The sequence below is a fragment of the Citrobacter telavivensis genome, from assembly GCA_009363175.1.
GTDB lineage: Bacteria > Pseudomonadota > Gammaproteobacteria > Enterobacterales > Enterobacteriaceae > Citrobacter_A > Citrobacter_A telavivensis.
In genome coordinates this window covers 1,548,318-1,571,321 of the sequence record CP045205.1, presented here as the reverse complement: position 1 = coordinate 1,571,321, position 23,004 = coordinate 1,548,318, and the positions used below count along the sequence as shown (strand labels likewise).

General features: G+C 52.8%; 21 protein-coding genes and 3 tRNA genes. 11 read left to right on the top strand and 13 right to left on the bottom strand.

Going from position 1 to position 23,004, the window contains the following annotated elements; translation table 11 throughout:
• Positions 1-44: 44 nt before the first annotated feature.
• A complete protein-coding gene (locus tag GBC03_09635; protein QFS70450.1) occupies positions 45-1,412 on the top strand; it encodes an L-serine ammonia-lyase in 1,368 nt (455 codons plus the stop codon).
• A gap of 154 nt (positions 1,413-1,566) precedes the next feature.
• Positions 1,567-2,322, top strand: coding sequence for a flap endonuclease Xni (gene xni, locus GBC03_09630; protein ID QFS70449.1), 756 nt, complete (start codon positions 1,567-1,569; stop codon positions 2,320-2,322).
• 64 nt (positions 2,323-2,386) lie between these two features.
• On the opposite strand, the gene fucA is transcribed toward xni, so the two are convergent.
• The 5 genes from fucA to GBC03_09605 all read right to left on the bottom strand — a co-directional run bounded on the left by fucA (position 2,387) and on the right by GBC03_09605 (position 7,742).
• The gene (gene fucA, locus GBC03_09625) at positions 2,387-3,034 is read right to left on the bottom strand and encodes an L-fuculose-phosphate aldolase (protein ID QFS70448.1); all 648 of its coding nucleotides are present in this window, start codon (positions 3,032-3,034) and stop codon (positions 2,387-2,389) included.
• A 57-nt stretch (positions 3,035-3,091) separates the two neighbouring features.
• Positions 3,092-4,090, bottom strand: a complete 999-nt coding sequence (locus GBC03_09620) for a substrate-binding domain-containing protein (protein QFS70447.1) — start codon at positions 4,088-4,090, stop codon at positions 3,092-3,094.
• Between the two features lie 141 nt (positions 4,091-4,231).
• A complete protein-coding gene (locus GBC03_09615; GenBank protein ID QFS70446.1) occupies positions 4,232-5,182 on the bottom strand; it encodes a substrate-binding domain-containing protein in 951 nt (316 codons plus the stop codon).
• A gap of 73 nt (positions 5,183-5,255) precedes the next feature.
• Positions 5,256-6,239 (bottom strand): ABC transporter permease, encoded by a 984-nt coding sequence (locus GBC03_09610; protein QFS70445.1) that lies wholly within the window; start codon positions 6,237-6,239, stop codon positions 5,256-5,258.
• A 3-nt stretch (positions 6,240-6,242) separates the two neighbouring features.
• A complete protein-coding gene (locus tag GBC03_09605; protein QFS70444.1) occupies positions 6,243-7,742 on the bottom strand; it encodes an ATP-binding cassette domain-containing protein in 1,500 nt (499 codons plus the stop codon).
• A 478-nt stretch (positions 7,743-8,220) separates the two neighbouring features.
• On the opposite strand from GBC03_09605, the gene fucI reads away from it, so the two are divergent.
• From fucI to fucR, 4 genes are all read left to right on the top strand, one after another.
• Complete coding sequence (fucI, locus tag GBC03_09600) at positions 8,221-9,996, top strand: L-fucose isomerase (protein QFS70443.1); 1,776 nt, start codon at positions 8,221-8,223, stop codon at positions 9,994-9,996.
• 106 nt (positions 9,997-10,102) lie between these two features.
• Positions 10,103-11,500 carry an L-fuculokinase gene (fucK, locus tag GBC03_09595; protein QFS70442.1) on the top strand — a complete coding sequence of 466 codons (1,398 nt, stop codon included), beginning with the start codon at positions 10,103-10,105 and terminating at the stop codon, positions 11,498-11,500.
• Positions 11,501-11,510: 10 nt separating this feature from the next.
• Positions 11,511-11,933: an L-fucose mutarotase gene (gene fucU / locus GBC03_09590; GenBank protein QFS70441.1), complete on the top strand. Its 423-nt coding sequence runs from the start codon at positions 11,511-11,513 to the stop codon at positions 11,931-11,933.
• A 42-nt stretch (positions 11,934-11,975) separates the two neighbouring features.
• Positions 11,976-12,686: an L-fucose operon activator gene (fucR, locus tag GBC03_09585; protein ID QFS70440.1), complete on the top strand. Its 711-nt coding sequence runs from the start codon at positions 11,976-11,978 to the stop codon at positions 12,684-12,686.
• 584 nt (positions 12,687-13,270) lie between these two features.
• On the opposite strand, the gene GBC03_09580 is transcribed toward fucR, so the two are convergent.
• From GBC03_09580 to GBC03_09560, 5 genes are all read right to left on the bottom strand, one after another.
• Entirely contained in the window at positions 13,271-13,438 is a 168-nt protein-coding gene (locus GBC03_09580; protein QFS70439.1) for a DUF4223 domain-containing protein, read from the bottom strand.
• A 578-nt stretch (positions 13,439-14,016) separates the two neighbouring features.
• Complete coding sequence (gene rlmM, locus GBC03_09575) at positions 14,017-15,117, bottom strand: 23S rRNA (cytidine(2498)-2'-O)-methyltransferase RlmM (protein ID QFS70438.1); 1,101 nt, start codon at positions 15,115-15,117, stop codon at positions 14,017-14,019.
• Positions 15,110-15,505 (bottom strand): DUF423 domain-containing protein, encoded by a 396-nt coding sequence (locus tag GBC03_09570; GenBank protein ID QFS70437.1) that lies wholly within the window; start codon positions 15,503-15,505, stop codon positions 15,110-15,112. The genes rlmM and GBC03_09570 overlap by 8 nt, the downstream gene beginning before the upstream one ends.
• 18 nt (positions 15,506-15,523) lie before the next feature.
• Positions 15,524-16,441, bottom strand: a complete 918-nt coding sequence (gene gcvA, locus GBC03_09565; GenBank protein ID QFS70436.1) for a transcriptional regulator GcvA — start codon at positions 16,439-16,441, stop codon at positions 15,524-15,526.
• 351 nt (positions 16,442-16,792) lie between these two features.
• Complete coding sequence (locus tag GBC03_09560; protein ID QFS70435.1) at positions 16,793-17,020, bottom strand: YgdI/YgdR family lipoprotein; 228 nt, start codon at positions 17,018-17,020, stop codon at positions 16,793-16,795.
• A gap of 192 nt (positions 17,021-17,212) precedes the next feature.
• On the opposite strand from GBC03_09560, the gene csdA reads away from it, so the two are divergent.
• Positions 17,213-18,418, top strand: a complete 1,206-nt coding sequence (csdA, locus tag GBC03_09555) for a cysteine desulfurase CsdA (GenBank protein QFS70434.1) — start codon at positions 17,213-17,215, stop codon at positions 18,416-18,418.
• Positions 18,418-18,864, top strand: coding sequence for a cysteine desulfurase sulfur acceptor subunit CsdE (gene csdE, locus GBC03_09550; GenBank protein ID QFS70433.1), 447 nt, complete (start codon positions 18,418-18,420; stop codon positions 18,862-18,864). The genes csdA and csdE overlap by 1 nt, the downstream gene beginning before the upstream one ends.
• A gap of 24 nt (positions 18,865-18,888) precedes the next feature.
• Here the strand turns inward: csdE and tcdA are convergent, their stop codons facing one another.
• The gene (gene tcdA / locus GBC03_09545; protein QFS70432.1) at positions 18,889-19,695 is read right to left on the bottom strand and encodes a tRNA cyclic N6-threonylcarbamoyladenosine(37) synthase TcdA; all 807 of its coding nucleotides are present in this window, start codon (positions 19,693-19,695) and stop codon (positions 18,889-18,891) included.
• A 108-nt stretch (positions 19,696-19,803) separates the two neighbouring features.
• Positions 19,804-20,901, bottom strand: coding sequence for a murein transglycosylase A (gene mltA, locus GBC03_09540; protein ID QFS70431.1), 1,098 nt, complete (start codon positions 20,899-20,901; stop codon positions 19,804-19,806).
• A 207-nt stretch (positions 20,902-21,108) separates the two neighbouring features.
• Between mltA and GBC03_09535 the strand changes: the two genes are divergently transcribed.
• From GBC03_09535 to GBC03_09525, 3 genes are all read left to right on the top strand, one after another.
• A tRNA-Met gene (locus tag GBC03_09535) sits at positions 21,109-21,185 on the top strand.
• Between the two features lie 94 nt (positions 21,186-21,279).
• Positions 21,280-21,356, top strand: a tRNA-Met gene (locus tag GBC03_09530).
• 94 nt (positions 21,357-21,450) lie between these two features.
• Positions 21,451-21,527, top strand: a tRNA-Met gene (locus tag GBC03_09525).
• 71 nt (positions 21,528-21,598) lie between these two features.
• On the opposite strand, the gene GBC03_09520 is transcribed toward GBC03_09525, so the two are convergent.
• Complete coding sequence (locus GBC03_09520; GenBank protein QFS70430.1) at positions 21,599-22,852, bottom strand: AMIN domain-containing protein; 1,254 nt, start codon at positions 22,850-22,852, stop codon at positions 21,599-21,601.
• Positions 22,853-23,004 lie beyond the last annotated feature (152 nt).

The following is a 23,004-nucleotide window of genomic DNA, read 5'->3' as shown; positions in this document are numbered from 1 at the left end:
TTCGGGCGGCGCTTCCTCCCTGATATAACCGCAATGGATGCCCTATGATTAGCGTATTCGATATTTTCAAAATCGGCATTGGCCCCTCCAGTTCACATACCGTTGGACCAATGAAAGCCGGCAAACATTTCACGGATGACCTGATTGCCCGCAATATTCTGACGGATGTCACCCGCGTCGTGGTGGATGTGTATGGCTCCCTGTCGCTGACGGGTAAAGGCCACCACACTGATATCGCGATTATCATGGGTCTGGCGGGAAATCTGCCGGATACCGTCGACATCGACGCCATCCCGGGCTTTATCCAGGATGTGAACACCCACGGGCGGCTGCTGCTGGCGAATGGGCAGCATGAAGTCGAATTCCCGGTTGATAAGTGCATGAATTTCCATGCTGATAACCTGTCTCTGCACGAGAACGGGATGCGCATTACCGCGCTGGCGGGCGATAACGTTCTCTACAGCCAGACTTACTACTCTATTGGCGGTGGTTTCATCGTTGATGAAGAACATTTCGGTTTACCGAACAGTGCGCCGGTCAACGTACCGTATCCGTACAAATCGGCTGCCGATCTGCAGAAACACTGCCAGGAAACCGGGCTTTCTCTTTCCGGCCTGATGATGCAAAACGAACTGGCATTGCACAGCAAAGAAGAGCTGGAACAGCACTTTGCTAACGTCTGGGACGTGATGCGCGGCGGCATTGAGCGCGGCATCACCACCGAAGGCGTACTGCCAGGAAAACTGCGCGTACCACGCCGTGCTGCGGCGCTGCGTCGTATGCTGGTAAGCAGTGACAAAACCACCACCGATCCGATGGCGGTTGTTGACTGGATCAACATGTTCGCGCTGGCGGTGAATGAAGAGAACGCCGCTGGCGGACGCGTGGTTACCGCACCAACGAACGGTGCCTGCGGTATCGTGCCGGCAGTCCTCGCCTACTACGACAAATTCATCCGCGAAGTGAATGCTAACTCGTTGGCGCGCTATATGCTGGTCGCCAGCGCGATTGGCTCACTGTACAAGATGAATGCCTCCATTTCCGGCGCGGAAGTGGGCTGTCAGGGTGAAGTCGGCGTGGCCTGTTCGATGGCGGCAGCCGGTCTGGCAGAACTGCTGGGCGGCAGTCCGACACAGGTGTGTATTGCAGCGGAAATCGGCATGGAACATAACCTCGGTCTGACCTGCGACCCGGTTGCGGGCCAGGTTCAGGTACCGTGCATCGAGCGTAACGCGATTGCTTCCGTCAAAGCGGTCAACGCGGCGCGTATGGCGCTGCGTCGCACCAGTGAACCGCGCGTCTGCCTCGATAAAGTCATCGAAACCATGTATGAAACCGGCAAAGACATGAACGCCAAGTATCGCGAAACCTCTCGCGGCGGCCTGGCCATGAAGATTGTCACCTGCGATTAAGACCTGCCTGTAGGCCGGATAAGGCGCATGCGCCTTATCCGGCTTTGTTTTACCTAATGGCGCTACGCTTATCAGACCTACGGACTGACTCCTGACATTAGCCACAATTTGCGGTGAATGTTACCCTATACGCTGACTGGTAAGGGAGAACACCGTGGCTGTCCATCTGCTCATCGTCGACGCGCTCAATTTAATTCGCCGGATCCACGCCGTTCAGGGGTCGCCCTGTGCGCAGACCTGTCTGCACGCGCTTGATCAGTTGATTGTCCACAGTCAGCCCACCCACGCCGTGGCGGTGTTTGATGATGAAGCGCGGAGCAGCGGCTGGCGTCATCAACGCCTTCCGGACTACAAAGCCGGTCGCCCCCCCATGCCTGACGAACTGCACGATGAGATGCCCGCCCTGCGTGCCGCCTTCGAACAGCGAGGCGTCGCGTGTTGGGTGTCGAGCGGCAATGAAGCCGACGACCTGGCGGCAACGCTGGCGGTAAAAGTTGCGCAAGCGGGCCATCAGGCCACCATCGTGTCGACTGACAAAGGCTATTGCCAGTTGCTCTCCCCAACCTTACGCATTCGTGATTACTTTCAGAAGCGTTGGCTGGACGCACCGTTCATCGAAAAAGAGTTTGGCGTTCAACCGCAGCAGTTGCCGGATTACTGGGGACTGGCGGGGATCAGCAGTTCAAAAGTGCCAGGCGTCGCCGGTATTGGCCCGAAAAGCGCAACCCAACTGTTGGTGCAGTTTCAGACGCTGGAAGGTCTCTACGCGCATCTGGATGAGGTGCCGGATAAATGGCGCAAGAAACTGGAAGCTCACCAGGAGATGGCATTCCTGTGCCGTGATATCGCGCGTTTGCAAACCGATTTGCATCTTGACGGTAACCTGCAACAGTTACGCCTGACGCGGTAGTGTCAGGGCCAGATGGCGCAGACCGTCTGACCCGACACACAAACAGCGACGGACTCTCCGCCGCTTATTCTTCGATGCGTAATCCGTAAGTTTTAAACTTCTCCAGCACAACGGCGATCTCTTCATCGGATAACACAGGCACCGGATCCACCACCGCCAGCGTCTTCATATAGAGTTGCGCCAGCACTTCTACTTCATGTGCCAGCCACAGCGCCTTTTGCAGATTCGCCTCACAGGCAATTAAACCGTGATGTTGCAACAGCGTGGCTTTGCGATTTTTCAGTGCCACGACGACATGTTCAGAGAGCTCGCGGGTTCCGAAGGTAGCATAAGGCGCGCAGGGAACAGAATTTCCCCCCGCCGCCGCAATCATATAATGGATTGCCGGAATAGGTCGGTTGAGAATAGACACCGCAGTACAGTAAATGGCGTGATTATGCACAACCGCATTCGCCTCCGGGCGAGTCTGATAAGCCGCCAGATGAAAACGCCATTCGCTGGACGGTAATTTCCCCTCTTCGTATTTGCCGTCGTTATCCACGTAGACAATCATCTGTTCGGTCATTCGCTCATAAGGGATACCGCTCGGGGTAATCAGCATACCGCCCTGATAACGCGCGCTCACATTTCCCGCGGTCCCCTGGTTTAAACCCAGGCGCGTCATTTCCAGACAGGTTTCGATAATTTCTCGAGATAAACGAGTTCTTTCCATCTCAGTTCTCCGGGGTAATCGGTTCAATGACTGATAACGCTCTTTTTATCGCGCGTATTATTTTTGTCTTAAGCGCTTAATTAATTTCATTTCCACTTTTACCGTCTCATGGACGGGACGATCTTCAATGGCATTGAGCATCATCGCGAAGGCTTTTTCCGCCCAGGCATTCTCGTCCTGCTGCATTGACCACACGTTATTGGACAGAAATCCCAGCATCGGATGTTCGTCGAACGTGCCGATATTGATCTCGGGTGGAATGACGCCAAAACGGTCGCGGATGGCTCTTACCGCGCCTTCCAGCACCGGTAACGACGAGGCGATAAACGCCTGTGGGCATCCCACTTCGTCGATCAGCGCCTGCATGATCTGGTATCCCCCTTCCGGGGTATTCACCGGTCCTTCACGCACCCAGTCGCGGTGATGAATCCCTTTTTTACTGAGCGCATTCAGATAGCCCGACAGACGATCGCTGATACTCGGCAAACCGGTGTCGCCGACCAGAAACCAGATCGGCAGCTTTTCTGCATCCAGTAGATTTTGGGTTAATTGTTCACCGCCTGAAATATTGTGACTTTCCACCAGCGCGTTATCCGTGTACTTAAAATCACGGTCCAGCAATACCATCGGTTTTCTCACCTGACGTAAATGATGCTGCTGATTTTCTAACGTCGACGGGACAATAAACAGGCCGTCCACATTACGGGCTATTAAGGCCTTAGTTATTTTGTTTTCGTAATCGACATCATCATAGGTACAGCTAATCATCAACTGGTAACCGGAGCGGCGACAGCGCTGCTCCAGTTTCTCCGCCAGCGTGGCAAAGAAGACGTTAGAAATATTCGGTACGATAAGACCTAGCGTATCCGTTTTATTCAGCTTCAGACTGCGGGCGGAATGGTTAATCACATAACCATATCGCTCAACATATTCATTAATACGCGTTTGCGTTTTGAGGCTGATCCGATACTGTTCAGCTTTTCCGTTTAGCACCAGTCTCACGGTTGTCACCGATAAATTCAGGTCGCTGGCTATCTGTTCTACTGTTTTAGCCATATATGTGCCCCAGTCACCGTCCACGCGTCAATTGACAATCATAAAAGCATTTTACACTTTTGTCTTACCGCATCAGTCGGTTAAGCGCACGCTGTTGATCTCACCAGCTAAGCGGGGGCGCAGACGCCGCCCCCTGCCTGTTTATTTCTTGCCGAAAGGATGTAACAGCTTGTCAATTTCTGGCGTATTGATGTTCTGAGCGCTGACGAATTTCACCGGGATATCGATCTCTTTCGCGACCGTTTGCCCGGACAGCGCGGCATTCAGGGTTTTGATCCCCTGATAACCAATCTGATAAGCGTCCTGGACGACAAAGCCCTGGATAACCCCGGTGTTGAGGAAGTTAATAATGGCTTCGGTACTGTCGAAACCAATGACTTTCACCTTCCCTTTCAGATTCTGACTGTCGATAGCGTTAGCGACGCCCAGCGTTGAGCCTTCATTGGTGCCATAGATCCCAGCCAGATCGGGGTTGGCCTGAATCATATCAATGGTCTTATCCATCGCTTTTTGCGGATCGCCATCACTGTACTGCACGGGCAGCACCTTGATATCCGGATACTTTTCCTTCATGCGGGCGATAAACCCTTCCGAGCGCTCAATCGCCGATGACGTTCCGGCGACGTGAGCGATAATGCCGACCTTACCTTTATTATTCACCTGCGCCGCCAGCGCATCTGCCGCTTCAGCGCCAGCTTTACGGTTATTGGTCGCGACAAAGCTGACTGGAATATCGGAGTTCACGCCAGAGTCAAAGGTGACAACCTTAATGCCACGTGAATTTGCCGTTTCCACCAGCGGAGCAAGCGCATTCGCATCCAGCGCGGCCAGCAGCAGGCCGTTCGGTTTTTGCGCCATGGCGTTTTCAACCAGCTGAATTTGCTCCGCAATCTGGGTTTCGTCCGCAGGTCCGACATAGCTGGTTTTATCGCCCAACTCTTTCGCCGCCGCTTCCGTCCCCATTTTCACGGTTTGCCAGAATTCATGTTGGAAACCTTTACTGATGACCGGAAGGTTCAAATCTTTCGCTAACGCGCTGGACGTGATGCACGCCAGCAGGGATAACGCGTAGACAAAATGCCTGGTTTTCATTGTGGTACTCCGTTGTAAGTGTGTCACCCTTAACGTCAGGGTCAGTGTTCCCCGTGACTGCCGGGAGCGTAAATCAACGAATCTTTTTGCGTAATGTATCGAGATAGACGGCGGCGACGACCACAACCCCCATCGCAACCATTTGCCAGAACTGGGAGACCCCCATCAGGTTCAGGCCGTTTTTCAATACGCTCATAATGAATGCGCCAATGATGGTGCCGCCGATGGTGCCAATCCCGCCCATCAGACTGGTGCCGCCAATCACCACTGCCGCGATGGCTTCCAGTTCATAACCAACACCGACCGTTGGCTGACCGGAGTTCAGGCGCGAGGCCAGAATCACCCCGGCAATACCAGTCAACAGCCCGCAAAAGGCATAGACAAAAATTTTGACGCGCTGGACTTTGATCCCGGAAAGGTGTGCCGCCACTTCATTACTGCCCACGGCATAGACGTAGCGACCAATCACCGTTTTCTTGAGGATGTAACCGGCAACCAGGGCGACAATCACCAGATAGAACACCGGATACGGCAGCACATCGAATAAACGTCCCTGCGCCAGCAATTTAAAGGTGGGGTAATCGGCAAAATAGATGGCGCGACCGTCGGTCATCACCATGTTGATTCCCCTGACGGACATCATCAGCCCCAGCGTAGCGATGAACGGCGGGATCGTCATTTTGGTCACCAGCAAACCGTTCACGTAGCCGCATAATCCCCCGGCCAGCACGCCAGCCAGAATGCAGACCGGCAGGGGCAGTCCGAGTGTCGCGCAGATGCCCACCGCAACGCCGGAAAACGCCACCACCGACCCTAAGGAGAGGTCGATTCCTGCCGTAATAATCACAAACGTGACGCCAATGGCCATAATGCCGATAACCGACGTTTGCAGCGCAATCGTCATAATATTTTCGGTATTAAAGAAAAACGGCGAGCTGAAACTGAAGAAGACAACCAAAATAATCAAACTGAACAGCGGCGCAAGGCGCATTAAAAGTTCTTTATTAATTTTTATTTTCTTATTATTGCTGTCTGAAGAGGTTACAGAGATGGTCATGATTTAATCCTCTAACGTCGCATATTGCATGATTTTTTCCTGGGTGGCGTTATCAGCAGTTAATTCTCCGGTAATACGACCACTGCGCATGACTAAGATACGATCGCACATGCCCAGAACCTCCGGTAATTCCGAGGAAATCATAATGATCGACTTCCCTTTCGCCACAAGACGATTCATTAATTCATAGATTTCTAATTTTGCGCCGACATCAATTCCCCGGGTGGGTTCATCAAAAATAAGAATATCGGTATCTTTACACACCCAGCGGGCAATAATTATTTTTTGCTGATTTCCCCCACTCAGATTCAGGGCCGCCTGTTCAAGGTGCGGCGTTTTAATTCTGAGCGCCCTGACCTGTTCTTCACTGGTTTGCTGGCAGCGTTTCGAATCAACGTTACCAAAACGGTCGGCGTATTCAGGGTAATTCCCCAACATGATATTGCGCTCAACGGACAAATTAAGCGCCAGCCCCTCTTTTTTGCGATCTTCGGTTAAATAGCTAATACCTTGCGCAATGGCGTCAGAAATACTCTTTATCACAATGACCTTGCCGTTCAGCGTAATGGTCCCGCTGTCGATAGGATCGGCGCCAAAAATGGCCCGCGCCAGTTCCGTACGCCCGGCGCCCATCAAACCGGCAAAACCCAGGATCTCTCCCCGATTCAACGTAAAGTCGATGTTATTGAGAACGCCTTTGCGCGTGAGGCCGCTGACTTCCAGCACCGGTTCCTGATGTGCCCGCGCTTCGCGGCGAGGATAGATGTTTCCCAATTCACGCCCGACCATCATCGCAATCAGGTCGCTTATCTTCACGTTTTCATAATCAACGGTATCAATGTACTGGCCGTCGCGCATAACCGTCGCGCGATCGGCAATCAGCGCCAGTTCTTCCAGACGATGCGAGATGTAGACAATCCCGGTTCCCTGTGCTTTAAGCAACCGGGTCACCTGGAATAAACTTTCTATTTCCGTTTCCGTCAGCGCCGCCGTAGGTTCATCCATAATCAGGATTTTGGCATTGACGGATATCGCTTTCGCGATTTCCACCATCTGCTGTTGTGCCACCGTCAGGTCTGCCACCAGCGTTTCTGGCGAAATATTCAGGTTTAATTTCTGCAAAATCTCGCTTGCCGCCTGTCGCTGTTGCTTTTCATCCAGTCGCCAACGGTTATTTTTACAAAACTCTCTGCCAATAAAGATATTTTCTTCCACGGTTAATTCCGGAAAGAGATTAAATTCCTGATGAATAATAGTGATCCCGGCATTTTTCGCACTGAGCGGATCGCTGAATGACACAGGACGATCCTCAAATATAATATTCCCTTCATCCGGTTGATAAACACCGGATAAAATTTTCATTAGCGTGGACTTTCCTGCACCATTTTCGCCTAATAGCGCATGCACTTCGCCTTTGCGAAGAGTAAAGTTCACATTGCTCAACGCTAATACGCCGGGAAAGCGTTTGGTTATATGATTCATCTGTAAAAATGTTTCGGACATTGCTGCTTTCCTCAATAATCAGAAACTGCAGGCAGTGAATCAGGCGAAGTGCATTCTCAGGGAGCGAGCGTCACCATGAATGTGAATACTTCCTGAAAACACGTATACGTCACGTCGATATGTTGCCAGATATTGCTAACTCGAGTTAGCGATTTGCCCTTTTAAAGCTATTTTAGCCACCAAAAATAGCCAAATCATTTGGGTTAAAACTGTGATACCGGACAGACATTTATTTCTAATTATTTGATTTTAAATATTTTAATAAATTTGACTGCCTCTGAATTATTTGATGCAGATCGAATTTTAACCACTTCTCGTGAAGCCACTCACAATCCCATCAGAAAAAAGTTGTGTAAAAAACACACCAATATCTAAGCTAACTCGAGTTAGCAATTTTATCTGTTTCAGCCGCCTGCTGCGGTGGTGCTCTTTTCATCCGCCTGAGCAGCGCGCCAATACGTGAGATGAGGAACCCCGAATGAAGAAGATCAGCCTACCGAAAATTGGTATTCGTCCGGTCATTGATGGACGCCGAATGGGCGTTCGTGAATCACTGGAAGCACAGACGATGAATATGGCAAAGGCGACTGCAGCCCTGCTGACGGAGAAGTTGCGCTACGCCTGCGGCACGCCGGTTGAATGTGTTATTGCCGACACTTGTATTGCCGGAATGGCGGAATCCGCCGCCTGTGAGGAAAAATTCAGTCGTCAGAATGTCGGTCTGACGATCACCGTGACGCCGTGCTGGTGCTACGGTAGCGAAACCATCGATATGGATCCTCTACGTCCGAAAGCCATCTGGGGCTTTAATGGCACTGAACGCCCGGGCGCGGTTTACCTGGCTGCGGCGCTGGCGGCGCATAGCCAAAAGGGGATCCCTGCGTTCTCCATCTACGGCAAGGATGTACAGGATGCCGGCGATACGTCTATCCCGGACGATGTTGAGGAAAAACTGCTGCGCTTCGCCCGGGCAGGACTTGCCGTCGCCAGCATGAAGGGTAAGAGCTACCTCTCTCTGGGCGGGGTGTCGATGGGGATCGCCGGTTCCATCGTCGATCATCATTTCTTTGAGTCCTGGCTAGGGATGAAGGTCCAGTCCGTCGATATGACCGAGTTGCGTCGCCGCATCGATCAAAAAATCTATGACGAAGCTGAACTGGAAATGGCGCTGGCATGGGCGGATAAACACTTCCGCTATGGCGAAGATAAAAATGCTAAACAGTATCAGCGTAACGCCGAACAAAGCCGGGCGATCCTGCGGGAAAGCCTGCTGATGGCAATGTGCATTCGCGACATGATGCAAGGGAACCCTAAGCTGGCAGAAAAGGGACGCGTGGAAGAGTCACTCGGCTATAACGCGATTGCCGCGGGCTTTCAGGGGCAACGTCACTGGACCGATCAATACCCCAACGGCGATACCGCCGAAGCGTTGCTGAACAGTTCGTTTGACTGGAACGGCGTGCGCGAACCATTTGTGGTCGCCACCGAAAACGACAGTCTGAACGGCGTCGCCATGCTGCTTGGACATCAGTTGACCGGCACCGCACAGGTCTTTGCCGATGTGCGTACCTACTGGTCGCCAGAAGCGGTTGAACGTGTGACGGGTCAAGCGCTGACCGGACGTGCAGAACACGGCATTATCCATCTGATCAACTCCGGTTCCGCCGCGCTGGATGGTACCTGTAAACAGCGCGACAGCGAAGGAAAACCGACGGTGAAACCGCACTGGGAGGTGACACAGCAGGAGGCTGACGCCTGCCTGGCGGCCACAGAGTGGTGTCCGGCTATCCATGAATATTTCCGCGGCGGCGGCTATTCATCACGCTTCCTGACTGAAGGCGGCGTACCGTTCACCATGACCCGCGTGAACATCATCAAAGGTCTGGGGCCGGTACTGCAAATTGCAGAGGGCTGGAGCGTCGAACTGCCGAAAGCGGTGCATGACACCCTCGACAAACGCACCGATTCCAGTTGGCCCACCACCTGGTTTGCACCACGCCTTACCGGTAAAGGACCATTCTCCGACGTCTATTCCGTGATGGCTAACTGGGGCGCGAACCACGGCGTCCTGACCGTCGGCCACGTCGGCGCAGACTTTATCACCCTCGCCGCCATGCTGCGCATTCCGGTCTGCATGCACAACGTGGAAGAGGCGAAAATTTACCGCCCCTCCGCCTGGGCCGCGCACGGTATGGATACAGAAGGCCAGGATTACCGCGCCTGTCAGAACTACGGGCCACTGTATAAACGTTAAGCATTGCGCAATTGCCTGATGGCGACGCTGAGACAGCTTATCCTGCCTACGGGTAAACAACGTGTAGACAGGATAAGCGCAGTGCCATCCGGCAACGGGAGTCATAATGAAAAATGAAATCATCCTGGTTCTCGACTGCGGCGCAACAAACGTGCGGGCCATTGCCGTCGATCGTCAGGGACACATTGTCGCCCGTGCTGCGGTTGCCAATGCCAGCGAGATTGCCGTAGAAAACAGTGCCTGGCACCAATGGTCGCTGGATGCCATCCTGCAACGTTTTGCACAATGCTGCCAGAAACTATCCGCTGAACTCTCGGCCTGTCGGATTCGCGGCATCACGGTCACCACTTTTGGCGTTGACGGCGCGCTGGTCGATGAACGCGGCGAGTTACTCTACCCCATCATCAGTTGGAAATGCCCACGCACCGCCTCGGTGATGGAAAACATCCGTCGTTTTATGTCGCCGCGTCAACTTCAGACCCTTTCCGGCGTCGGCGCATTTAGCTTCAACACGCTGTACAAGCTGATATGGCTTAAAGAAAATTACCCACAGCTGCTGGAGCGGGCCCACGCCTGGCTGTTTATCTCTTCACTCATTAATCATCGTCTGACCGGCGAATTCACCACTGACATCACCATGGCTGGCACCAGCCAGATGCTGGATATCCAGCAGCGGGATTTCAGTACCGATATTTTACAGGCCACAGGACTGCCGCGACGGCTCTTCCCGCGACTTGTAGAGGCGGGTGAACAGACAGGTTCGCTACAGCCTGCTATGGCAACGATACTCGGTCTCCCGCCGGGAATTCCCGTGATCTCCGCCGGACACGATACCCAGTTTGCGCTGTTTGGCGCCGGCGCGGAGCAAGACGAACCGGTTCTCTCTTCCGGCACGTGGGAGATCCTGATGGTGCGTAGCGCGAGGGTTGATACGTCGCTATTGAGCGGACATGCGGGTTCAACCTGTGAACTGGACAGCCAGTCAGGACTTTATAATCCGGGGATGCAGTGGCTTGCTTCCGGCGTACTTGAATGGGTGCGCAAGCTGCTGTGGACACCCGAAACCCCCTGGCAAACGTTGATTGCACAAGCGCAAGCGATTCCTGCCGGGTCCGATGGCGTGCAGATGCAGTGCGAACTGCTCTCTTCTGCAAACGCAGGCTGGCGAGGCGTTACGCTCAATACCACCCGCGCGCATTTCTATCGCGCGGCGCTGGAAGGATTAACGGAGCAACTGCGACATAACCTGCATACGCTGGAAAAAATTGGTCAATTCAGCGCGACGGAACTGCTGTTGGTCGGCGGCGGGAGCCGCAATGCGCTGTGGAATCAGATCAAGGCCAATACTCTTGAGATCTCTATCAAAGTGCTGGATGACGCGGAAACCACCGTTGCCGGCGCGGCGATGTACGGTTGGTATGGCATCGGCGCGTTTTCCAGTCCGCAGCAGGCCAGAGAACAGGTGCGCTACCAGTACCGTTATTTCTATCCCCGCACAGAGTAAAGGAATATATATGCTTAAAACCATTTCTCCTCTCATCTCACCAGAACTGCTTAAAGTTCTGACGCAAATGGGTCACGGCGATGAAATTATTTTCTCAGACGCGCACTTCCCGGCGCACAGCATGGGACCGCAGGTGATCCGTGCCGATGGTCTCAGCGTCAGCGACCTGCTGCGAGCCGTGATCCCGCTGTTTGAGCTCGACAGCTATGCGCCACCGCTGGTCATGATGGCTGCCGTCGAAGGCGACACGCTCGACCCGCGCGTTGAAGCGCGCTATCGCGATGCACTTTCCGCACAGACGCCGTGTCCGGAGATTACTCGTATCGATCGCTTCGCCTTCTACGAGCGTGCGCAAAAGGCTTTTGCGATTGTCATCACCGGCGAGTGCGCAAAGTATGGGAATATTCTTTTAAAAAAAGGGGTAACACCGTAATCTCAATCGCGGTTGGGGCATTTGATTGAGAGGTGATAAGAGATGAAAGCGGCACGTCAGCAGGCGATCGTGGATCTGCTCAGTCAGTATAAAAGCCTGACCACCGAGACACTGGCCGTTCAGCTCAGCGTCAGTAAAGAGACCATCCGCCGCGATCTCAGCGAACTGCAGATTCAAGGAAAAATACTGCGCAACCACGGGCGCGCGAAAGGGATCCTGCGGGAAAATCCGGACAGCGGCGATCCCTTTCATATGCGCCTGAAGAGCCATTACGCGCATAAAGCCGATATCGCCAGAAAGGCGTTGAGCTGGATTGAAGAAGGCATGGTCATTGCGCTGGATGCCAGTTCTACCTGTTGGTATCTGGCTCGGCAACTGCCGGATATCAATATACAGGTCTTTACCAACAGCCAGCCCATTTGCCAGGAACTCGGTAAGCGCCAGCATATTCAGCTCATCAGTTCCGGCGGCAGACTCGAGCGCAAGCATGGCTGTTACGTCAATCCTGCGCTCATTTCGCAGCTCAAATCCCTTGAGGTCGACCTGTTTATTTTTTCCTGCGAAGGGATCGACGGCGGCGGCGCACTATGGGATTCCAGCACCTTTAACGCCGATTTCAAATCGGTCCTGTTGAAACGCGCGTCGCAGTCGTTATTGCTGATCGATAAGAGTAAATTCAATCGCTCAGGAGAAGCCCGACTCGGGCATCTGGATGACGTAACGCATATTGTGTCGGACAGTACGTCGATGTAATCAGGTCATCACATTCAACAAATAAAAGTCATTGCTCTCGCTACAGTGGCAATGTCCCTGACAATATCATCTATCGCGCCAGAAACAATCATAAGAATAATTAACCACAAAATTATTATTTAACATAATAAATTAAAATAGTTCATTAACTCAACTCCTCTGTAAAATACAAAGCAAGAAAAAAACCATTAAAAACACATAAAGATAACAATCTTCTTTTTGATTGCAACCCCAGATCGTGTGGGTTCAACAGAGGTAATGGCCTGGCGTGTGGAATGGCTGTCGGAAGGTGAAATACGCCTTCATCTCCCCGATAAAACAGATTCCGTCAATATTTCTCTTCGCTGACAAGACGAGATGAATAATTAAGTCATTAGACCGAAATTATAACACGTCACCCTTTTCTTCACATCATCGGTTTCAATCAATGATATTCAGGCAAAAGTTGAGTTTTTACTGTGTCATAGTAACGTGGTACTTACGCATTGATCTGCTGGATAAAAGAATGATTTCTCAGAGTGTGCTGACTTTACGTGGGTAAGACAGATGCTGAGCCAACCAGAGCGGTTGGCTCAGACAAAGGATTACTGATCTACAGGACCACAACCGCCAATAATCTTAGAAATAGAAATTGCCGGGTGTAACAAATAATCGTAATCACAATTTTTTTGTTTGTTATAGACACTACCTGTGCAACCAGAAATCACAGAGATAGCAATAGCAAGCAGCGAGAATTTAATTACCTTTGACATGTTGTCTCCTTGGTATAAAAAATGATGCCAACCTAACGTTTTTAGCCATTAAGCCCTGGCAATTTAACCTGCCATATTATGGAATTTAACATTACGTTTTATCCTTAACATCAAAAAATCCAGAGTACCACGATTATTCACATTCAATACAATGTCAGCTTTGCTGTTTTTCGTTCAGATAACAAACCTGACCGGGAAAACGTGCAACTATTATTATCAACAAGCTCTGACGAACGCAATACATAAAAGAAAATTAGGACAATATAAACATTATCGACTTTATCTGTTTTTGGACGTTTATATGACTATCAGTCTAATAACATTCCTTGATGGATACATGAATATCTTATTCCATGGCAACATTCAGTGTTTTGTCCATTCAAAACTACACAAACCAGCGTTTTATCTTTAGGGTATTAATTATACCTGCCAAAGTAAATAATTAGCATTTTAATGATACTAATATTGATGTGTCCCATTCTCAGGCCGGATTAATGCTGATGAAAATAAGAAATACTGATGGGAAGAACAGCGCCTGACGGCGCTGTGGTTACTCTGGCAAAAGACAAAAGCAGACGCTAGCGCTCGTCGCGACGCCCACCGACCGCTGCCCACAGGCGGCGGACGTGCACCGTCACTTCTTCACGGTCATGATACAGCTGACGCGCCTGAATCTGCGCATTCACGCCGTGCTCGTCGAGTTGCGCCTGGATATAGGCCAGGTTCTGCGAAACCTCTTCGTAGCGTTTTTTCATCGGCAACTTGAGGTTAAAGATGGTTTCCCGGCACCAGCCGTTGACCAGCCACTGCGCCATCAGCGCCGCCACTTTCGCCGGCTTCTCAACCATGTCGCACACCATCCACGAGATGTTACTGCGGTTGGGGCGATACCTGAAGCCGTCTTCGCGAAGCCAGGTGACCTGCCCGGTATCCATCAGGCTTTGCGCCATCGGGCCGTTATCGACTGAATACACCCACATATTGCGTTTGACCAGTTGATAGGTCCAGCCGCCGGGGCAGGCCCCTAAATCCACCGCGTACATCCCGTTTGCCAGACGCTCATCCCACTCATCTTGCGGAATAAACACGTGCAGCGCTTCTTCCAGCTTCAGCGTCGAGCGGCTTGGCGCATCGGCCGGGAACTTCAGGCGCGGAATGCCCATATAGTACGGCGAGTTATTACTGGCACAGGAATAGCCGGTATAGCAGCAGCCTGGCGCAATAAAGAAGACGTGCACCACCGGACGCTTCGGCGTCTCATAATTCGTCAGAACGCCAGCGTCGCGCAGCGCGGCACGCAATGGCACCGTAAATTTGCGGCAGAACTTCATCAGCTCTTTGCTTTCATTCGTATCGGCCACTTCCACGCGCAGATCGCCGCCTTTCTCCACCACGCCCTGCAACATGCCAACAATCGGCGTAATGCGGTCTTCCGGTGGCAGATGCTGGAGCAACTCGCCAACCACAAACCACTGACGAGCAAAAATCAGTGAACTGAACGGCAGCTCGCTGATAATTTTTTCGGCGTCTTCTGCCTGATAGCACTCATAGATGACATAGCCCGCGTTCTCTTTGACGCGAGCAAAACCGAAAAGCTCCCGACGCCCTGCTTTGTCGGTAATTTCGGCGGCACACTCTTTTTCAAAGCCCAGGCGACACAACAACACAACCTTATTCATGAACTACGCCCTTACGCTTCAAACGGATGGCGCCAATTAACATCAGCACCCAACCTGCCAGGAAGCTGACGCCGCCGACAGGGGTAACAAACGCCCACAGGCGCAGATGAGACAGCGCCAGGCAATACAGGCTACCGCTAAACAGCACCGTGCCCAGGGCAAGAAAAACACTACTCCAGTAAAACCAGATGCTGATCCGGCGTTGCATCGCCACCGCCAGCCCGAAGATAGCCAGCGTATGAAACGCCTGATATTGCAGGCCGGTCTGGATCCAGCCCATTTCAACCACACCGAGGGTTTTGCTCAGGACATGCGCACCGAAAGCCCCCAGAGCGACATAAATAAAGCCACTGATCGCGGCAAAAATCAGCATAAAACGGCTGGTCATGGTAATACCCTAAGTAAGTTATTGTTCGTAACGAAAGCGGAATTTCTCTTGTTCCGTGGCCGCTTTCGCCAGTATCCACTGACGGAACGCGGCTATTTTACCCAGTTCTGCCTGACTGTCATGACAAACCAGATAAAATGCATTTTTACTGACCAGCACATCATTAAACGGGCAGACGAGTCGTCCCGCCTCAATTTCTGAGTGCGCCATCACGTTATTCGCCAGCGCCACACCCTGTCCGTGGATAGCGGCCTGCAGCACCATCGCGCTATGGCTAAAGATAGGCCCTTGCTGGACGTTGATGTGATTCAGCCCCAACTGTCGCGTATAGGTTTGCCAGTCACGACGTGAGGCATCATGCAGCAAAGTATGCGAAGCCAAATCCGCGGGCGATTTCAGGGGCTTATCCCCCGTCAGCAGCAGCGGCGAGCACACCGGCAGCAGATACTCGGCGTACAATTTTTCTACGCGCAGTCCAGGCCAGTTGCCGCGGCCATAAAAAATCGCCACGTCGACGTCGTCCGCCAGTTTATCTTCCTGACGGTCCACCGCCTGGATCCTGACGTCAATTCCCGGATAAGCTGAGTTAAAGCTAGAGAGTCGTGGCACCAACCACTGAATCGCAAAACTGGGCAATAAACTGACCGTCAGCGCCCCTTTTGCACTCCGCGCCTGAAGTTTACGCGTCGCTTCGGTTAATTGCGAAAAAATCTCTTTTATGTCGAGGAAGTAGCTCTGCCCTTCTTCGGTAAGAAGAAGAGAACGGTTGCGTCGACGAAACAGCTTCAGCCCCAAAAAATCCTCAAGTGACTTGATTTGGTGGCTTACTGCGGCCTGCGTCACAAAAAGCTCTTCTGCTGCGCGGGTGAAGCTCAGATGCCGTGCGGCGGCATCAAAAACACGTAATGCGTTCAGAGGTGGAAGTCGTTTTGACATGGCTTTTAAACTTTGATGTTAAAAGAATTTAACAATTAGGCTACACTATGTAACCTATTAGTTTTTTTAATCTGAGCCATTATAATTTGTCCGTTGAGGAACTACCAGCAAATACCTATAGTGGCGGCACTTCCTGAGCCGGAACGAAAAGTTTTATCGGAATGCGTGTTCTGGTGGGCTTTTGGCTTACGGTTGTGATGTTGTGTTGTTGTGTTTGCAATTGGTCTGCGATTCAGACCACGGTAGCAACGCTACCCTTTTTCACTTCCTGTACATTTACCCTGTCTGTCCATAGTGATTAATGTAGCACCGCCAATTTGCGGTGCTTTTTTTTTACCTGATATCTGGCGACTACTGATCCAACTCGACCATCTCTTTCACATCGGTACGATTGATCTGCTGTTTGTTGCCATTAGCGTCCTTGTACGAAATCATCCCGGTTTCATCATCGGTTTTCGGCTTACCGTCCGCGACGATGCTACGACCATCATTGGTGTGCATCACATAGTTCGGACCGGAACAGGCGCTCAGGGCAAAAGTCAGCATACATGCAGAGATAATTGCGGCAGTCTTTTTCATCTTCTTCTCCTTAAAGCTGTTTATGCTATTTAAAACGTACTCCGTAACAGGCATAAATATTTACCTAACATAATTCAGCATAAGCTACTGGTCTGATTTCGCCACAACATCCAGAGTATTCCTGGTGGCCGCACAATCCTTGAATCAGCGACCAATTTGCGCCACGATCGGATCACTGAATCGAGGAATACCATGAACGCTTTCAATCCCGCGCAGTTTCGCGCGCAATTTCCCGCATTAGCTGACGCGGGCGTCTATCTTGATAGCGCCGCGACGGCCCTCAAACCACAGGCCGTTATTGAGGCGACCCGACAGTTCTATAGTCTGAGCGCCGGCAACGTCCACCGCAGTCAGTTTGCCGAAGCCCAGCGCCTGACCGCGCGCTATGAGGCCGCGCGGGAAAAGGTGGCGCGTTTGCTGAACGCGCCTGATGACAAAACCATCGTCTGGACCCGTGGCACCACGGAGGCCATCAACATGGTGGCGCAGAGCTATGCCCGCCCTCGCCTGCAACCGGGTGATGAGATTATCGTCAGCGTCGCGGAGCACCATGCGAACCTTGTGCCGTGGCTGATGGTCGCGGAGCAAACCGGGGCAAAAGTGGTCAAGCTACCGCTCAATACCCAGCACCTGCCTGATGTCGAACGCCTGCCGGAAATTATCACCCCGCGAAGCCGAATTCTCGCACTAGGGCAGATGTCGAACGTTACCGGCGGCTGCCCGGACTTAGCCCGAGCCATTACGCTCGCCCATGCCGCTGACATGGTGGTGATGGTGGATGGCGCGCAGGGGGCGGTCCATTTCCCGGCGGATGTCCAGGCGCTCGATATCGACTTCTACGCCTTCTCCGGACATAAGCTGTACGGCCCAACCGGCATCGGCGTGCTTTTCGGCAAACCAGCGTTGCTGGCAGCCATGTCGCCCTGGCTTGGTGGCGGTAAGATGATCAACGAAGTCAGTTTCGAGGGCTTCACTACTCAAGCCGCACCGTGGAAGCTGGAAGCGGGTACTCCTAACGTCGCTGGCGTGATTGGCATGAGCGCCGCGCTGGAGTGGCTGGCCGACATTGATATCATCCAGGCGGAAAGCTGGAGTCGTGGGCTGGCCACGCTGGCGGAAGAGGCGCTGGCTCAGCGTCCGGGGTTCCGTTCGTTTCGCTGTCAGGACTCCAGTCTGCTGGCCTTTGATTTTGCCGGGGTTCACCATAGCGATATGGTCACCCTGTTGGCGGAGTATGGCATCGCACTGCGTGCCGGTCAGCACTGCGCGCAGCCGCTGCTGGCTGAACTTGGCGTCACGGGTACGCTACGCGCCTCATTTGCGCCGTATAATACCCAAAGTGATGTGGATGCGCTGGTCAACGCTGTTGATCGCGCACTGGAAATACTGGTGGATTAATGACTAGCCCAATGTTTGCCGGACACCCGTTCGGCACAACCATAACCGAAGAGACGTTGCGCCATACCTTTCTCCCGCTGACCCAGTGGGAAGACAAATATCGTCAGTTGATCCTGCTCGGTAAACAGCTTCCGGCATTGCCCGACTATCTCAAAGCGCAGGCCAAAGAGATTGCTGGCTGCGAAAATCGCGTCTGGCTGGGATATACATGCTCTGAAAAGGGCACGCTACACTTTTTCGGCGACAGTGAAGGTCGCATTGTGCGCGGACTGCTGGCGGTATTGCTGACCGCCGCAGAAGGGAAAACGCCGGCGGAACTTCTGGCCCATTCGCCGCTGGCGTTGTTTGATGAGCTGGGGCTACGAACTCAGCTCAGCGCGTCGCGCGGCCAGGGTCTGGCGGCGTTGAACGAGGCAGTCATTAATGCGGCTCATTCCGCCGGATGATGACGCTGAAGCGTCTTATCCGGCCTACCCCTGGCGTGCCGCTTTTGCCATCATCTTTTTCAACGCATGGGATACTGCCACGAAACCGAACGTGGCGGTGACCATCGTTGCCGCGCCGAAGCCCGACGCACAGTCCATCCGCTTTGGTCCTTCTGCCGTCGCCTTTATGGCGCAGACGCTACCGTCTGACTGTGGATACACCAGCGCTTCCGTTGAAAACACACAGTCGACGCCGAGTTTGCCTTTACTGTTTTTCACTACGCCAAAATCGCTTTTCAGCCGTTCGCGCAGTTTTGCCGCCAGCGGATCCTGGATAGTTTTCGCCAGATCGACGACCTGAATCTGCGTAGGATCGATCTGACCACCCGCACCACCGGTGGTCACTAACGGGATCTTATTGCGTCGACAGTAGGCAATCAGCGCCGCTTTTGGCCGTACGCTGTCAATGGCATCAATGACATAGCTGAATCCCGCGTTCATATATTCCGCGACGTTATCCGGCGTAACAAAGTCATCGACTACCGTCACCCGGCACTCGGGGTTGATCAGGCGAATACGCTCGGCCATCACTTCCGCCTTTGCCAGCCCGACATTGTCGCGCAGCGCATGGATCTGGCGGTTGGTGTTCGTCACGCAAACGTCATCCATATCGATAAGCGTAATCGCGCCGATCCCGGTTCGCGCCAGCGCTTCCGCCGCCCAGGAGCCGACGCCGCCGATCCCAACCACGCAGATATGCGCATCGGCAAACAGCTGTAGCGCTTTTTCACCATACAGACGCGCGGTGCCGCCAAAACGCTGACGCCAGGCATCACTAATTACAACAGACATAACACCTCAAATTCATTAATACCGAGCGGGATGACTGCCTGATGGCGGCTGCGCCTTATCAGGCCTACCCGATGATGTAGGCCGGATAAGCGAAGCGCCATCCGGCGACTAGCCGCTAAACACGTTACCCGCGCCAGGCGCGCTCTTCAGTACCCATACGCGACCATAGTGATTATACCAGCCCGCGCGGTGTCCGGCGTCCGGTCCAATGCCCTGGTAAATGTCGAAGTGCTGACCTTTAATCGCCCCACCAACATCCAGCGCCACCATCAGACGTAGCTCATACTGACCGTTAAATTTCCCGTTGTTGTCCAGCAGCGGAACTTCTGCGAGCAACGTCGTGCCCGCCGGGATAATACTGCGGTCAGACGCCACCGATGCGCGGCCAATCAGCGGTACCGCACTGGCCCCTTTCACCGGGGCAAAAGATTGCGGTTTAAAGAAGACGAATGACGGGTTCTGCTCAAGCAATTCACGCACTTGTGCTTCGCTGTGCGTTTCGCCCCAGTGGCGAATCGCCTGCATCGACATATCTTCTCTCTTCACTTCACCGCGATCGATCAGCACTTTGCCAATACTGCGGTAGGCGTGACCGTTTTTCCCGGCATAGCTAAAGAAGTTCAGCGGGGAACCGTCGCCAAAGTCGATATAGCCGCTGCCCTGCACGTCCATAATGAAGTTATCCATCAGGGAGTTGCTGTACGCCAGGATATAGCTGTCGCTCAGCGCACCGGAGTAGATCTCAGCGCGTGACGGCAGACGACCTCGCTTCGGCGGCATACGATAGATAGGATACTGGAACTCGCCCTGACGCGTATGACGCGCCTGAATCACTGGCGTGTAGTAACCGGTAAACTGCACGTTGCCGTAGTTATCAGCGCCTTCCATCTGCCAGGCATCAAGGCCAAACTGGCGCATGGTGCGCGTATCGCCCCCGGCGCGCAGCCAGTCTTGTACGGCGTTATAAACGTTGCTTTGATTACCGTACAAGCGCGGAGAAGCGCTGCGGATCTGATTGACCTGTTCGGCAAAATCGCCGGCGTTGATCGGTGCGCCGATGGCATCCGGCTGGTTCACCAGTGAGAAAGGCTGGGTAAACTTCCCGTCTTTATACTGCTGCCCGCGATCGGTTGGTTTAGAGGAACAGGCAGCCAGCATTGCAACTACCGCGCCCACGAGAAGGTAACTGACCCAACGTCCTTTCATTGTTCTCTTCTTTTAGCTGTAAATCATGCGCAATGAAGATAACAAACCCGGCCCGCTAATGAAACGAGCACCGCTGCCCTGACGCAAATTTTGCACATTATTTAAACTGAAATGCCTTGTTTTTGTTCATTTTCATCCCGAAACCGTGATCAAGGTGAAAAAAGGGTTGCATGAAAATGCGAGCAGAGTATAGTGCGCATCCACGGACGCGGGGTGGAGCAGCCTGGTAGCTCGTCGGGCTCATAACCCGAAGGTCGTCGGTTCAAATCCGGCCCCCGCAACCAATTAAAATTTGATGCAGTAAAGCTTTTGCATAGTCGTTCGAATCACAGGAAAGCCAAGGCTCATGTGGTTTGAAATGCACAGCAGAAAGACGGACGCGGGGTGGAGCAGCCTGGTAGCTCGTCGGGCTCATAACCCGAAGGTCGTCGGTTCAAATCCGGCCCCCGCAACCAATTAAAATTTGATGCAGTAAAGCTTTTGCATAGTCGTTCGAATCACAGGAAAGCCAAGGCTCATGTGGTTTGAAATGCACAGCAGAAAGACGGACGCGGGGTGGAGCAGCCTGGTAGCTCGTCGGGCTCATAACCCGAAGGTCGTCGGTTCAAATCCGGCCCCCGCAACCAACATCAAACACCTTAACGGGTGTTTTTTTGTTTCTGCGGTCCAGAAAAAAAGCGCTTTTCAGCGCTTTTTATTATCCTCTTCTCGCCAGCGTCGCCCCATCGGCGAAGTACGCTTTGATCCCTGCCAGAATCGACTCCGCCACTTCCTGCTGGAAGGTTGCCGTTTTCAGCTTCCGTTCTTCTTCGATATTACTGATAAACGCCGTTTCGACGAGAATCGATGGGATATCCGGCGCTTTCAGCACCGCAAACCCGGCCTGTTCCACCTGATTTTTATGCAGATTGTTAATCCTGCCGAGCTTGTTGAGCACCGCTTTACCAAATTTCAGGCTATCGGCAATGGTCAGCGATTGCACCATATCGAACATGGTGTGGTCGACATAGCGGTCGCCGCTTTTACTTACGCCACCGATCAAATCCGAGGCGTTCTGCGTCTGCGCCAGATATTTCGCCGCCGTACTGGTTGCCCCTTTGGTCGACAGCGCAAACACGGATGAACCGCTGGGTTGTCGACTGGTGAAGGCGTCCGCATGAATCGAGACAAAGAGATCCGCACGCTGCTTCTGGGCTTTCGCCACGCGCACCTTCAGCGGAATGAAGATATCTTCATTACGCGTCATGTAGACCTTCATGTTGCCTTCTTTCTCGATCAAAGCCCGCAGTCGCCGGGCAATCTGCAACACCACGTCTTTCTCACGCGTGTTGTACTTACCAATGGCGCCAGAATCCTCACCGCCATGCCCCGGATCGAGCATGATCACAATCGGGCGATCGCGACCGGCTTTACCTGGCTGCGGGCCACTTTGCGCGGGGGGAACCTGCTTATCGAGATCGCCTTTGTTGTAATCTTCCAGCAGCGCCAGCAGCGGATCCTGCATATCCTGCGCATTGGCCGGATAGAGATCCATCACCAGACGTTCTTTAAAGCCTGCCACCGGTGCCAGTGCAAACAGCTGCGGCTTCACATCTTGCTTCAGTTCAAACACCATACGTACGGTCTGTGGATCGAACTGCCCCACGCGTGCCGACTTGATATAAGGATCGTCGGGACGAATTTGCGCCGCCATACCTTTCAGCACGGAATTCAGGTTCACACCTTCAATATCCACCACCACGCGCTCAGGATTGCTCAGCGCAAACTGCTTGTACTTCAGCTGTTGATTCGATTCCACCGTCACACGGGTGTAACTGGATGCTGGCCAAATACGAACCGCAACGACCTGACTGACCGCAGCCAGACCGACCTGACTGACGCTCAATAGCCACATGGCGCCCGCCCCTTGCAGTAAACGACGGCGGCTGATAGGTGGATTGGATCCTGACATGCTTCTCCCGAGCAAAATAAAACGTAATGGTGATGAGATACTAAACGTCTAAATTGACCGGAAACTTTAACGAATGACGCATAATCTGTCATCTATAAAAGGGTAAACATTGTTATTGTATTCACGGTATTACTGAGAAAAAACTTTGTCAG